This window comes from Gilliamella sp. App6-5, assembly GCF_001690525.1.
GTDB classification, from domain to species: domain Bacteria; phylum Pseudomonadota; class Gammaproteobacteria; order Enterobacterales; family Orbaceae; genus Gilliamella; species Gilliamella apicola_H.
The window spans coordinates 22,387-37,524 of record NZ_LZGT01000088.1; the positions used below are offsets into that span (position 1 = coordinate 22,387).

Annotated in this window: 12 protein-coding genes; all 12 read right to left on the reverse strand. The window is 37.7% G+C overall.

The features are described 5' to 3' along the window. Nucleotide 1: 1 nt before the first annotated feature. The 12 genes from A9G24_RS10480 to fbaA all read right to left on the reverse strand — a co-directional run bounded on the left by A9G24_RS10480 (nt 2) and on the right by fbaA (nt 15,099). The gene (locus A9G24_RS10480; protein WP_065638966.1) at nt 2-754 is read right to left on the reverse strand and encodes a DUF4311 domain-containing protein; all 753 of its coding nucleotides are present in this window, start codon (nt 752-754) and stop codon (nt 2-4) included. A 20-nt stretch (nt 755-774) separates the two neighbouring features. Beyond that, a complete protein-coding gene (locus A9G24_RS10485) occupies nt 775-1,071 on the reverse strand; it encodes a DUF4312 family protein (protein ID WP_065638967.1) in 297 nt (98 codons plus the stop codon). Between the two features lie 13 nt (nt 1,072-1,084). After that, nucleotides 1,085-1,453, reverse strand: coding sequence for an SFCGS family glycine-rich protein (locus tag A9G24_RS10490; RefSeq protein WP_065638968.1), 369 nt, complete (start codon nt 1,451-1,453; stop codon nt 1,085-1,087). A gap of 46 nt (nt 1,454-1,499) precedes the next feature. After that, nucleotides 1,500-1,829, reverse strand: coding sequence for a hypothetical protein (locus A9G24_RS10495; protein WP_065638969.1), 330 nt, complete (start codon nt 1,827-1,829; stop codon nt 1,500-1,502). Nucleotides 1,830-2,565: 736 nt separating this feature from the next. Continuing rightward, nucleotides 2,566-2,877 (reverse strand): antibiotic biosynthesis monooxygenase family protein, encoded by a 312-nt coding sequence (locus A9G24_RS10500; protein ID WP_065638970.1) that lies wholly within the window; start codon nt 2,875-2,877, stop codon nt 2,566-2,568. Nucleotides 2,878-2,959: 82 nt separating this feature from the next. Next, the gene (gene rpoC, locus A9G24_RS10505; RefSeq protein ID WP_065638971.1) at nt 2,960-7,177 is read right to left on the reverse strand and encodes a DNA-directed RNA polymerase subunit beta'; all 4,218 of its coding nucleotides are present in this window, start codon (nt 7,175-7,177) and stop codon (nt 2,960-2,962) included. Nucleotides 7,178-7,267: 90 nt separating this feature from the next. Next, nucleotides 7,268-11,296 (reverse strand): DNA-directed RNA polymerase subunit beta, encoded by a 4,029-nt coding sequence (gene rpoB / locus A9G24_RS10510; RefSeq protein WP_065638972.1) that lies wholly within the window; start codon nt 11,294-11,296, stop codon nt 7,268-7,270. 246 nt (nt 11,297-11,542) lie between these two features. After that, complete coding sequence (rplL, locus tag A9G24_RS10515; protein ID WP_034884317.1) at nt 11,543-11,911, reverse strand: 50S ribosomal protein L7/L12; 369 nt, start codon at nt 11,909-11,911, stop codon at nt 11,543-11,545. Nucleotides 11,912-11,969: 58 nt separating this feature from the next. Then, the gene (rplJ, locus tag A9G24_RS10520; RefSeq protein WP_065638973.1) at nt 11,970-12,467 is read right to left on the reverse strand and encodes a 50S ribosomal protein L10; all 498 of its coding nucleotides are present in this window, start codon (nt 12,465-12,467) and stop codon (nt 11,970-11,972) included. 232 nt (nt 12,468-12,699) lie between these two features. After that, entirely contained in the window at nt 12,700-13,401 is a 702-nt protein-coding gene (gene rplA / locus A9G24_RS10525; RefSeq protein WP_065638974.1) for a 50S ribosomal protein L1, read from the reverse strand. 3 nt (nt 13,402-13,404) lie between these two features. Continuing rightward, the gene (rplK, locus tag A9G24_RS10530) at nt 13,405-13,833 is read right to left on the reverse strand and encodes a 50S ribosomal protein L11 (protein ID WP_034884321.1); all 429 of its coding nucleotides are present in this window, start codon (nt 13,831-13,833) and stop codon (nt 13,405-13,407) included. Nucleotides 13,834-14,019: 186 nt separating this feature from the next. Beyond that, a complete protein-coding gene (gene fbaA / locus A9G24_RS10535; RefSeq protein ID WP_065638975.1) occupies nt 14,020-15,099 on the reverse strand; it encodes a class II fructose-bisphosphate aldolase in 1,080 nt (359 codons plus the stop codon). Between the last annotated feature and the right edge of the window lie 39 nt (nt 15,100-15,138).

The window sequence follows — 15,138 nt, forward strand, 5'->3', positions numbered from 1 at the left end:
TTTATTTAAACCAATAAGATAGACCATCCCTAAATGAGTTAATCATCTTCATATCAAAACCACGGAAATATCCACTTATCACAAAAAGAATAATGACGGCCACTAACATGATTTTCATCATACGGTTCCAGCCACTGTCATCTACGCCTTTTCCAATCAATATACCTAACACTAATCCAGGCACCGCATTGCCCATAATCAACTGTGCAAGCCCACCAAATAACGTGCCCCAAAAGCCACTACGACGCCCTGCATCTAATGCAGCTAACCAGAAAATAACAGGCATCACAGTTGCAACCAGCAAGTTTGCCGCAGGAACAAGTACCTTAGTTGCAGTAATTTTTAGCGAATCGGGAATCACTGACGTAGTTGTATTTAAAAACAATACAACAATCACGCCAATAAATGCGCAAGAAAATGCCATTTTTTTAGGATCATACAAAGTTTCAGCAAGATGACGATTTTTTATCATCAATAAAGCGGCCCCCCAGTTTGGAATAATTCGATGATCGACATCTTGGGTGAAAGAACCGGCAGCAACTGATGAAGCCCATGCATTAAAAAAGAACCCTAAACCAAATGAAAAGTGCGCCGCAGGATCCCCTTCACATGCGTTAAGCTCACCTAATGTACGAAACGCCCCCATACCTTGATATGTTGGCGCATGAAACATTCGAGCAGCTCCTGCACCAACCCCAAAACCACAAAGTCCACCGATGATAATAGACTTAAATGCAATAATTAAAATTTCCATAACTTCCCTTTCACGTTATATTATTCAGTGAGAAATTTAATATCACTTAAATCAACAAAAGTTACATTAACAGACACATCAAGTGTGATTTCATACAAAGTCTTTTTTCTTGGTAAAAAAACAAACAAAAAACGTTCTATGATTGTCTTTTCTATTGCCGATACAACTTGAATATCAATCGGTTCAATTCGCAACATAATATTATTGGTATTTTTAAATACCTCTTTTTGAACCTGACTTAATGCAATAGCAAATGCTTGCTGCTTAACATCACCATGACCTCTTACTCTTACAAGTATCTGCTCTTTTTTTTTCATGCTGATTTTCCGCTTATGAGCGTGGATATTTTTTCAGAAATGCTTTTGCAACACGTTGCCCTAGCTCTTCTGTGTCCATAAAGCCAAAACCGAGAACTTTACACCCATCATTGATGGCTGTTTCACCCTCTTCAATTGAGCGCATACCATGGCGTTGTGAATAACCATATTTATTTTGTGCCGTAATAGCACCAGCTCCACCACTACCGCAAAAAGAAAGCCCTAAATCAGCATTTTCGCTATTCATTACATCGCCTAGCTTCATATCTGCTGCCATACCGGAAATGACAATTGCACGACAGCCCTCTACAGAATTAATGCCTTCTGCTATTTTTTGCCCTTTTCCCATTCTATCGCCAATAACAATGACTACTTCAGCCATAATATTTCTCCTGTTAATTATTGTTTTTTACTTGTCTAATAAACTTTTAATTTGCTTTAGCAACTTCATAATGAACTGCCAATAAATAGGATTCCTCTATCGATAAATTATCAAATAAATTCACTGTTTTGCGTGCGAGCGCTAAAGATTCTTCTGAAAGCTCATCAAATAATGCAGGATCGATTTGAGGTAATTTTTCTAATGTTTTTGCCCGCTCAACCATCGCTTTTACATGTGAAAACAGCATCGCTTTTTGAACCTCATTTTGTGTAATTTGATGCTGTGCTAACCAGCTATTGATAAGGTTAATGGTTTGTTTTGTGACTAATTCTGGTTCAAGATTATCTTCAATCATTCGAAATTTTATTTGAGTCATAGCGAATACTTATCTCTTATTGTTTTTGAATTAGATGTTTTAAGCGTAAATCAAACAAGAGGTAATGTGGATAGAGAATTTTTCCATCAGCAAGAGGAAATTTGTTATAAGAAAAGTTAAAGACTGTATCAATTAAGAGTTGTCGCATACCATATGAAAATAACTCAAATCATAATACTTTCAATTTTGTGAGTTAGATCATAAAAAATAGTAGTTTTATTTTCCCTTAAAATTGATTATCGAGCAGAGAGAGGTATGATATTACTATTTTATTAATATATAGAATAAATAATTCAATCAAAATAAGCTAGATGCATTCTCATTATTGATGCTAAAACATGTCGCTAGAAAATGGACAATGTCTATTCAAAAATAACATAGGATCTGAAATTTAATCTAATCAGTCCATTTTCCAATTAGTAAGGCTGTTGAGACTCATTATTGCTTTGTTATTGTTTTCAATAGCAACTAAGATTTATACATTTATCTCTAAAAAACCATCAGAAAAACAATTGATTTTATTAAATTTTTTATTTTTTGTATTTTAAATAAAATCAACCCATTATATGACAATTACTTTTTTAATGTAGTCAGATTTTGGACGCTTTGTATTTTTATTATTATATACTATTTATGTCTAACTAAATTTTTTGTTGCTTGCAAAGCTTGGATTTATTGAATGACGAATAGCTGAAATTAGCTTTTTGCATGTTCATCATACTTAATATCACATTGATCAAAGTACGACTTTGAAACACTCTAATTGTGCCGGTTCTAAGTAAATATCACTGCTATTTGGCCGGTTATTCGTATTACGGTGGGTATGCTTAAAGTGTTCAGAATTAACCCAATCTTCAAAATCAGCTTTAGATTCCCACTCAGTAAATGAAGAAAATAGTGTATAATTTTCTTCTGTTTTTCCTTGTAAAAAGTAAAAACGATTAAACCCTTGCATTTCGTTCAGATGGCTATCACGCTTTCGCCACATGTCAATAAATGTATCTTCACTACCGCGTTTAATTTTAAAACGGTTCATTACAATATACATACCAATCTCCTTTCATAGTTTTAAGCATGACATAAAAAAATAGCACGCCATGCGTGCTATTTGTAAATTAAACCTAATGAGACTATTGATTCTCTTCGGCAGAGTTTAGTAATTCAGCTAAATTAGCTGTTGCTTCTTCTGCTGAAATTGTTGTTTGAATCTCATCGTGTGATGGCATTGCGCGTTTACGTAAACGTTCTTTATGATAAGCATAACCCGTACCAGCTGGAATTAATCGACCTACAATTACGTTTTCTTTTAAGCCACGTAATTCATCATTTTTACCAGCCACTGCTGCTTCAGTTAAGACACGAGTTGTTTCTTGGAACGAAGCCGCAGAAATAAACGATTCAGTCGTTAGGGATGCTTTAGTAATACCAAGTAAATCGTGTAAGTAAACAATTGGTTCTTTACCTTGCGCTTCAAGTTCACGGTTGATAATCTTCAAACGTGAAACTTCAAGCTGTTCACCTTCAAGTAGGCGTGAGCCACCCGGATGAATAACCGTTGCTTTACGTAACATTTGACGTACGATAACTTCAATGTGTTTATCATTAATTTTTACACCTTGTAGCCGATAAACTTCTTGAACTTCGTTAACAATATAACGCGTTACCGCATTAACGCCACGTAGACGTAAAATATCATGCGCTGATTCAGGGCCATCAGAAATCACATCACCACGACCAACTTGTTCGCCTTCAAACACGTTAAGTTGACGCCATTTTGGAATCATCTCTTCATATGGTTCACTACCATCTAATGGCGTGATAATTAGGCGACGTTTACCTTTTGTTTCTTTACCGAATGAAATGATACCGTCAATTTCAGCTAAGATTGCTGGTTCTTTTGGTTTACGTGCTTCAAATAAATCAGCAACACGTGGTAAACCACCTGTGATATCTTTGGTACCAACAGATGCTTGTGGAATACGAGCGAGTGTGTCACCAATATTGATTTCAGCACCATCTTCTAACTGTACTAGAGCTTTACCAGGTAAAAAGTATTGCGCAAGCATTTCTGTACCAGCAAGATAGATATCATCACCTTTAGCATCAACAATTTTGATGGCTGGACGTAAATCTTTTCCTACACCTGTACGTTCTGCTACATCTAATATTGCAATAGATGATAAACCAGTTAATTCATCAGTTTGACGAGTAATAGTTTGACCATCAACCATATCCACAAAACGAACAAAACCTTTAGTTTCAGAGATAACTGGCATCGTATGTGGATCCCAGTTAGCCACTGTTTCACCCGCATCAACCGCAACACCATTACCTTTACTTAAAATCGAACCATAAGGCACTTTGTAGGTTTCTTTCATTCGACCTAAGTCATCAATAATGGTTAATTCAGCATTACGTGAAGTAATTACCAGTTTCTTGTCTGGGTTAGTTACAAATTTAGCGTTAGTTAATTTAATACTACCTTTGTTTTTAACTTGAACACTTGATTCGGCAGCCGCTCGCGATGCCGCACCACCAATGTGGAACGTACGCATGGTTAGCTGTGTACCTGGCTCACCGATTGATTGCGCCGCAATGACACCGATTGCTTCACCTTTATTGACCAAGTGACCACGTGCTAAGTCACGACCATAACATTTTGCACACACACCAAAATCAGTATCACACGAAACCACTGAACGCACTTTAACGCTATCAACAGATTCTGCTTCAAGTAAGTCACATTTACTTTCATCAAGTAATGTGTTACGTGGGATTAAGATATCTGCACTACCAGGTTTTAATACATCTTCAGCCGTGACTCGACCTAATACTCGTTCACGAAGTGGCTCTTTAACATCACCGCCTTCAATCACAGGTGTCATCACTACACCTTCTAAGGTGCCACAGTCATCTTCAATCACCACTAAATCTTGCGCTACATCAACTAAACGTCGAGTTAAATAACCTGAGTTCGCTGTTTTTAATGCGGTATCCGCAAGACCTTTACGCGCACCATGCGTAGAGATAAAGTACTGAAGTACGTTTAATCCTTCACGGAAGTTCGCAGTGATAGGTGTTTCAATAATCGAACCATCTGGTTTTGCCATCAAGCCGCGCATACCAGCAAGCTGACGAATCTGTGCTGCAGAACCACGCGCACCAGAGTCGGCCATCATGTAAATGCTATTGAAAGAAGATTGAACTTCTTCTTCGCCTTCACGGTTAATTACTTTTTCAGTTGATAAGTTATCCATCATCGCTTTAGCAACGCGCTCATTAGCGGCAGCCCAAATATCGATAACTTTGTTATAACGTTCACCTGCAGTTACTAAACCAGATTGGAATTGCTCTTGAATTTCAGCAACTTCGATTTCAGCTTCGTTGATGATTTGTGATTTCTTCGCTGGAATTTCCATATCATCAATACCAACTGATACACCTGAACGCGCCGCATAAGCAAATCCAGTGTACATGATTTGGTCAGCTAAAATAACCGTATCTTTCATGCCTAACTGGCGATAACAGATATTTAAAATTTTAGAGATCGCTTTTTTACCCAAAGGTTGATTGATAACAGAGAAGCTCATCCCTTTTGGCATAATTAACCATAAAATTGCACGACCAACAGTTGTATCAACAACCGAGGTGGTATCTTCCCACTCGCCTACACTGTTACGTTGGCTTTCAGTAATACGAACTTTAACCTTGGCATGTAATTCAACTAGACCTAAACGATATAGCTTTTCAGCTTCTTTAGGGCCGGTTAATATCATGCCTTCACCTTTGGCATTGACTTTATCACGAGTCATATAGTAAAGACCTAAAACCACGTCCTGTGAAGGAACGATGATAGGCTCACCACTTGCCGGTGAAAGAATATTGTTGGTTGACATCATTAACGCACGAGCTTCTAATTGTGCTTCTAACGTTAATGGAACGTGAACCGCCATCTGGTCACCATCGAAGTCAGCATTAAACGCCGCACAAACTAATGGGTGTAATTGAATGGCTTTACCTTCAATTAGAATCGGTTCAAATGCTTGAATACCTAATCTATGCAATGTTGGGGCACGGTTTAGTAATACTGGATGTTCACGGATAACTTCATCTAAGATATCCCATACAATTGCATCTTCACGCTCAACCATTTTCTTCGCTGCTTTAATGGTTGTTGCATAACCGCGACGCTCTAATTTACCGTAAATAAATGGTTTGAATAATTCAAGGGCCATTTTCTTCGGTAAACCACACTGATGCAAATGTAAGTATGGACCTACAGTAATTACAGAACGACCAGAATAGTCAACACGTTTACCTAACAAGTTTTGACGGAAACGACCTTGCTTACCTTTAATCATATCAGCAAGTGACTTCAATGGACGTTTGTTTGAACCAGTAATCGCACGGCCACGACGACCATTATCTAATAACGCATCGACCGATTCTTGTAACATCCGTTTTTCATTACGTACAATGATATCCGGTGCAGCCAAGTCTAATAAACGTTTTAAACGGTTATTACGATTAATAACTCGACGATAAAGATCGTTAAGATCTGATGTTGCAAAACGCCCGCCATCAAGTGGAACCAAAGGGCGTAAATCTGGCGGCAACACAGGTAATACGTTCAGAATCATCCATTCAGGTTTGTTTTCTGATTGAATAAATGCTTCAATAATCTTAATACGTTTGGTCAGCTTTTTACGCTTAGTTTCAGAATTAGTGGTAGCGAGTTCATCTCGTAGTGCTTCACATTCTGCTTGCACATCAATATTACGTAATAACTCTTGGATAGCTTCTGCCCCCATGCGAGCATCAAATTCGTCACCAAACTCTTCTAACGCATCTAAATATTGTTCTTCTGTTAAAATCTGACCACGTTCAAGATTCGTCATACCACCATCAAGAACCATAAATGATTCAAAATAAAGCACTCGCTCAATATCGCGAAGAGGCATATCAAGTAATAAACCGATACGAGATGGTAATGATTTTAAAAACCAGATATGAGCAGTTGGTGATGCTAGTTCAATGTGCCCCATACGTTCACGACGTACTTTAGCTTGAGTTACTTCAACTCCACATTTTTCACAAATTACACCACGGTGTTTTAAACGTTTATATTTTCCACATAAACATTCATAATCTTTTACTGGTCCAAAAATACGCGCACAAAACAATCCATCGCGCTCAGGTTTGAACGTACGATAATTAATTGTTTCAGGTTTTTTAACTTCACCAAAAGACCATGAACGAATCATATCAGGAGAAGCAAGGCCTATCTTGATAGCATCAAAATCTTCTGTTTTTGTTTGTGCTTTTAGAAACTTTAGTAAGTCTTTCACAATTGACTCCTATGGAGTTAAACCAATTAGATAACTTATTATTGCTAATAAGTTATCCCTATAAATAGAAATCATTTAAGTTAGCAAAAATTATTCTTCATCTAACTCGATATTAATACCTAACGAACGGATCTCTTTTAATAGTACATTAAATGATTCTGGGATCGCAGGCTCCATACGATGATCACCATCTACAATATTTTTATACATCTTAGTACGGCCGTTTACGTCATCTGATTTAACGGTTAACATTTCTTGTAAGGTATAAGCTGCACCATATGCTTCAAGTGCCCATACTTCCATCTCACCAAAACGTTGACCACCAAATTGAGCTTTACCACCCAATGGTTGTTGAGTAACCAGACTATATGAACCAGTAGAGCGGGCATGCATTTTATCATCAACTAAGTGATTCAATTTAAGCATGTACATATAACCTACAGTAACTGGACGTTCAAATTGTTCACCTGTACGACCATCATACAATGTAATTTGACCAGAAGTCGGCAAATCACCCAGCTCTAGTAAGGCTTTAATTTCTTGCTCTTTGGCACCATCAAACACAGGTGTTGCTAGTGGCATACCATTACGCAAGTTTTGTGCTAAATTCATGACTTCTTGATCAGTAAATTCTGCTACATTAACTTTTTGTGCAGCCCCTAAGCCAAGATCATACGCTTTTTGAATAAACTCACGTAATTTAGCTAACTCTTGCTGTTCTTTTAACATCGCATCAATCTTCTGACCAATACCTTTAGCAGCCATACCCAAGTGAGTTTCTAGGATCTGTCCAATATTCATACGAGACGGAACACCTAGTGGGTTTAATACGATATCAACAGGACGACCTTTGTCATCATATGGCATATCTTCAATTGGGTTAATTTTAGAGATAACCCCTTTGTTACCATGACGACCAGCCATCTTATCACCTGGCTGAATTTGACGTTTAACCGCTAAGTAAACTTTCACAATTTTGAGCACACCCGGTTGTAAATCATCACCTTGAGTGATCTTCATGCGTTTAGCTTCAAGTTTTTTATTAAATTCAGCTTTAATTTCTTCGTGTTGTTCAGCAAGCTGTTCTAATTGAGCTTGTTTATCTTCATTTGCAATACCGATTGTTAACCATTTTTCACGTGGTAAAGCATCTAATTTATCAGCTTTGATTCCACCCGAAATTAGTACATCACGAATACGAGCAAACAATGCAGCTTCTAAGATTTTAAGTTCTTCAGTTAAATCTTTTCTTGCCTGTTTAAGTTGCATCTCTTCGATTTCAAGCGCACGTTTATCTTTTTGTACACCATCACGAGTAAACACTTGAACATCAATAACTGTACCTGAAACACCATTCGGTACGCGCAATGAAGTATCTTTAACATCAGATGCTTTTTCACCAAAAATTGCACGCAGCAATTTTTCTTCTGGCGTTAATTGTGTTTCACCTTTAGGAGTTACTTTACCGACCAGAATATCGCCACCTTGAACTTCAGCACCGATATAAACAATACCTGATTCATCAAGTTTAGATAATGCGGCTTCACCAACATTTGGAATATCCGCGGTAATCTCCTCTGCGCCTAACTTAGTATCACGAGAAATACAAGATAATTCTTGAATATGAATTGATGTAAATCGGTCATCTTGTACCACTTTTTCAGAAACTAAAATAGAATCCTCAAAGTTGTAACCATTCCATGGCATGAAAGCCACTCGCATGTTTTGACCTAATGCCAATTCACCTAAGTCAGTTGATGGACCATCGGCAAGCACATCGCCACGTTCAACTTTTTCGCCTAATTCCACACATGGAATTTGATTAATACAAGTGTTCTGGTTAGAACGGGTATATTTAGTTAAATTATAAATATCAATACCGGTTTCACCCGCATATATTTCATCAGCGTTAACATTAACCACAATACGTGAAGCATCAACATATTGAACTGTACCACCACGGCGAGCAACAGCCGTTACCCCTGAGTCAACAGCCACTGCACGTTCCATTCCCGTTCCAACAAACGGCTTTTCCGCTTTCAACGTTGGTACTGCCTGACGTTGCATGTTCGCACCCATTAAGGCACGGTTCGCATCATCATGTTCAAGAAACGGAATTAATGATGCACCAACTGATACGATTTGCTGGGTTGATACGTCCATATAATGAATTTGTTCTGGACTATACAAGCCTGATTCACCATTTAAACGACAAGTTACTAAGTCTTCTTTAAAACGGCCATTTTCATCAAGGTTTGAGTTTGCCTGAGCGATTACAAATTCACTTTCATCAATCGCTGATAAATAATTAATTTCGTCAGTTACGACACCATCAATCACTCGACGGTATGGTGTTTCTAAAAATCCATACTCATTGGTACGAGCATAAACCGCTAATGAGTTAATTAAACCGATATTTGGACCTTCAGGCGTTTCGATTGGACATACACGACCATAATGCGTTGGATGTACGTCACGTACTTCGAACCCTGCTCGTTCACGCGTTAAACCACCTGGACCTAATGCTGAAATACGACGTTTATGCGTAATTTCAGATAATGGATTGTTTTGATCCATAAATTGAGATAGCTGACTTGAGCCAAAAAATTCACGAATCGCTGCTGAAATTGGCTTAGCATTAATCATATCTTGTGGCATTAGTGAATCAAGATCACCTAAAGATAAGCGCTCTTTCACTGCTCGCTCAACACGAACTAAACCAATACGGAATTGGTTTTCTGCCATTTCGCCAACACTACGAATACGACGATTACCTAAATGGTCAATATCATCGACTTCACCGTGACCGTTACGAATAGCGATTAATTTCTTCATTACGTCAACGATATCATCTTTCGTTAATACGCTTTCGCCTTCAATATCATCACGCCCTAAAGAACGGTTGAACTTCATACGCCCAACAGCGGATAAATCATAACGTTCATCAGAGAAGAATAAATTATCAAATAGCCCTTCAGCGGCTTCTTTTGTTGGAGGTTCGCCCGGACGCATCATGCGATAAATTTCAACTAACGCACCTAGTCGATCACGGGTTGAATCCACATTTAATGTTTCAGAAATAAATGCACCATGATCTAAATCATTAGTGAATAAGGTTTCTATTTTTTTATATCCAGCATTGGTTAATTGAAGTAATAGCTCTAATGAGATCGGTGTATTAGCAAAAGCAATTACCTCGCCAGTTTCTTCGTCAATATAATTTTTAGCCAGAACTTTATTAACGATATATTCAACTGGTACATCAATTTTGCTAACTTTGTCTTTTTCTAATTCACGAATGTGACGAGCTGTAATACGTCGGCCTTTTTCAGCATAAATTTTACCTTTTGATTCAATATCAAATAGCGCTGTATCACCACGTAAACGCTCTGGAACAAGATCCATCTTTAACTTAGATTTGCTAACTTCAAAAATAGTTTTTTCAAAGAAAATATCTAAAATTTCTTCTGTTTCATAACCTAACGCACGCAAAATAATTGTTGCTGGAAGTTTACGACGACGGTCAATACGAGCAAAAAGATTATCTTTTGGATCAAATTCAAAATCAAGCCAAGAGCCACGATAAGGAATAATTCGAGCATTATATAAAACTTTACCAGAAGAGTGTGTTTTACCTTTATCACTATCAAAGAACACACCAGGACTACGATGTAATTGTGATACGATTACACGCTCTGTACCGTTAATCACAAATGTACCATTATCCGTCATTAAAGGGATTTCACCCATGTAGACATCTTGCTCTTTAATATCTTTAACTGTTCCTTCTGGCGCATCTTTATCATAAATAACTAAACGTAATTTTACGCGCAACGGTGCTGAGTAAGTGATCCCTCTAATTTGACATTCTTTAACATCAAACACAGGCTCGCCCATCTTAAAGCTCACGTATTGCAACTCAGCGTTACCACTATAACTTTTTATCGGAAATATTGAACGGAACGCAGCTTCTAAGCCATATTGACCCTCTGGATCTTGCTCAATAAATTTCTGGAACGAATCAAGTTGAATAGAAAGAAGATACGGTATATCCAAGACTTGTGGACGCTTACCAAAATTCTTACGAATTCGTTTTTTCTCGGTATAAGAGTAAACCATTAGTTCCTCAACTTGCTTATCTGCTATTCTAGCATGATTAAATATTCATCAGGCGTACTATCGCTAACTGATGGCACCTGACACCTCATCGAAAATATCTATAAATATCAATTGATTAGGCTTAATAAATATACTATTTTTATATTACTTTTATTGATAATCTTCAAATAAAATTCTTTAACTTATTATAGCGCAAAAAGGCTGGAGGTATAAAACCCCCAGCCATTTATCGTATTATCGATAAACTTATTTAAGTTCGACAACTGCACCAGATTCTTCAAGTGCCTTTTTAAGTTCATCTGCATCAGCTTTGCTAACGCCTTCTTTAACTGTTGCTGGAGCTGATTCAACAAGATCTTTAGCTTCTTTTAAGCCTAAACCTGTTGCACCACGAACAGCTTTGATAACAGCTACTTTATTAGCACCAACATCTTTTAAGATTACATCAAATTCAGTTTTTTCTTCTGCTGCTTCAGCTGGACCTGCTGCTGCAACTGCAACCGCGGCAGCGGCAGAAACGCCAAATTTTTCTTCCATCATTGATACAAGTTCAACAACGTCCATAACAGACATTTCAGCAACTGCATCTAAAATTTGTTCTTTAGTGATAGACATAATATAGTTTCCTAAATTTACATTTTTTAATTGATAATATTCATAATCAAACTGACAATTAAGCAGCTTCTTTTTGATCACGAACCGCCGCAAGAGTGCGAACCAATTTGCCAGCTGCGGCTTCTTTCATGGTTGACATCAAGCGAGCTAATGCTTCTTCATAAGTAGGTAATGTTGCTAAGCGATCAATGTTCGCTGCAGTAATTAACTCACCTTCAAAGGCTGCGGCTTTAATCTCAAATTTGTCATTTTCTTTCGCAAACGCCTTAAAAAGACGCGCTGCAGCACCTGGGTGCTCATTTGAAAATGCAATTAGAGTTGGACCAACAAACGTATCTTTTAAACACTCGTATTGAGTACCCTCAACGATACGGCGCAATAGCGTATTACGAACAACACGCATATAGACACCCGCTTCACGAGCAGATTTACGTAATGCAGTCATTTTTTCTACAGTCACGCCACGAGAATCAGCGACAACTGCAGATAGCGCACCTTTGGCGATTTCATTAACTTCAGCAACAATTTCTTGTTTATTTTGAAGATTTAGTGCCATTGGTATTGCTCCTGGATTATACTAGGCAAAAGCCTAGACTAATTTTTCACTAGCTACAAATGTAACTAGCACAACCACGATGAGCAGAATCCTTCTATATATATCTTATCAGGTTCTGTCACCGTCTACGTAGGAAAATTAAGTAGTTAAACTTCAACTACACCTACGGTCTTGGACGGGGTCTGGTTAAGGCCAGACACCAACCGATTTCTTTGTTTAACAATAAAAATGATTAAACAGTTGCATTTAATGTTGCTTGATCAATAGCAACTCCAGCGCCCATTGTCGTTGAAAGACTCACTTTCTTAACAAATACACCTTTAGAAGATGCTGGTTTTGCACGTTTTAACGCAACAAGTAATGCTTCTAAATTTTCTTTAAGCTTATCTGCATCAAAATCAGCTTTACCGATAGTTGTATGGATAATACCATTTTTATCATTACGGTAACGAATCTGACCTGCCTTAGCGTTTTTTACAGCTTCAGCAACATTAGGGGTAACAGTCCCAACTTTAGGATTTGGCATTAAACCGCGCGGCCCTAAAATTTGACCTAATTGACCAACAACACGCATAGCGTCAGGTGATGCAATAACAACATCAAAATCCATTTCGCCTTTTTTGATTTGATCAGCAAGATCGTCCATACCTACTAATTCAGCACCCGCTTCTTTAGCTGCTTCTGCATTTGCGCCTTGAGTAAATACAGCAACGCGCACACTGCGTCCAGTACCATGCGGCAGTACAATTGCACCACGAACATTTTGGTCTGATTTGCGTGAATCAATACCTAAATTAACCGCAACATCGACGCTTTCAGTAAATTTAGCCGTAGCTAATTCTTTTAATAAAGCTATCGCTTCGTTGATTTCATATTGCTTAGTCGCATTCACTTTTTCGCGGATAAGTTTAGCTTTCTTAGATAATTTAGCCATTGATTAACCCTCCACTTCCAAACCCATTGAACGAGCTGTTCCTTCAATAGAACGCATCATCGTTTCAATAGTAGCACCATTCATATCTGCAGCTTTTAATTCAGCGATTTCGCGAATTTGTGCACTTGTCACTTTACCTACCTTTTTCTTATTAGGTTCGCCTGAACCAGACTTGATTTTAGCAGCTTTCTTTAATAAAACTGCAGCCGGAGGCGTTTTAGTTACGAATGTAAATGAACGGTCTGAATATACTGTAATTACAACAGGAATTGGTAATCCTTTTTCCATGCTTTCTGTTTTTGCATTAAACGCTTTACAGAATTCCATGATATTAACACCGTGTTGACCAAGAGCTGGACCAACTGGTGGACTAGGATTCGCTGCACCAGCTGCAACTTGCAACTTGATGTAAGCTTGTACTTTTTTTGCCATTTTTAGTTTCCTTTGCTCGGGTGCAAACGCCTCTATTAATAATAACTATTAATAAATAGACAGCTCCCCTAAGTTAAATGAGGGCGAGATTATCCTATAACCCAAATAAAAAAGCAAGATTTATTTAAGAACGGATAAATTAAAAGCAAGGCAAATACCTTGCTTTTAGTCTTAATACCAATAATATTAAAGAACGTTAACTGCGTTAAGCTCTTTGAATGCAAGTTCTAAACGAGCAATTAAAGAATCTTGACCTTTGCGTAGCCATACACGCGGATCGTAGTATTTTTTATTTGGAGCATCAATGCCTTCTGGATTGCCTAATTGACCTTGTAAATATGCCTCATTTGCTTTGTAGTAATCTAAAACACCTGCCCAGTTAGCCCATTGGGTATCTGTGTCAATATTCATTTTGATTACACCATAACTGACTGCTTCAGCAATTTCTTCTGGCGTTGAACCTGAACCGCCATGGAAAACAAAATTCAATGATTTTGCAGGTAAATTAAACTTTTCTGATACATATTTTTGTGAGTTATCTAGAATTTTTGGTGTTAATTTAACATTACCTGGTTTATAAACACCATGCACATTACCAAATGACGCAGCAATAGTAAAACGAGGACTAATGGCACTTAAACGCTCATAAGCATAAGCCACATCTTCTGGTTGAGTATAAAGCGCTGAGCTATCCATATGACTATTATCAACACCATCTTCTTCGCCGCCAGTACATCCTAATTCTAACTCCAATGTCATTTTCATTGCAGACATACGAGCAAGATATTGACAACAAATATCAATGTTATCTTTTAGTGACTCTTCTGAAAGATCAATCATATGGGAAGAAAACAGTGGTTTACCTGTTTTTGCAAAGTGCGTTTCACCAGCGTCAAGCAATCCATCCACCCATGGTAGTAATTTTTTAGCACAATGATCAGTATGTACAATAACCGGTACACCATACTTTTCAGCCATAAGGTGAACATGTTTTGCACCAGAAATCGCACCTAAGACTGCACATTCTTGTCCTTCAAGTTTTAGACCTTTACCTGCAATAAACTGAGCGCCACCATTTGAAAATTGAACAATAACTGGTGATCCAACTTTAGCAGCAGTTTCAATAACCGCATTGATTGTATTTGTATCAACACAGTTAACCGCAGGTAATGCAAAGTTATTATCGCGAGCGATTTGAAACACTTTTTGAACATCATCACCAGTCACAACACCAGGTTTAACAACATCAGAAATCTTAGTAGCCATTTTATTACCTATAAATTTATTTAAAAAAATTAAAGGATG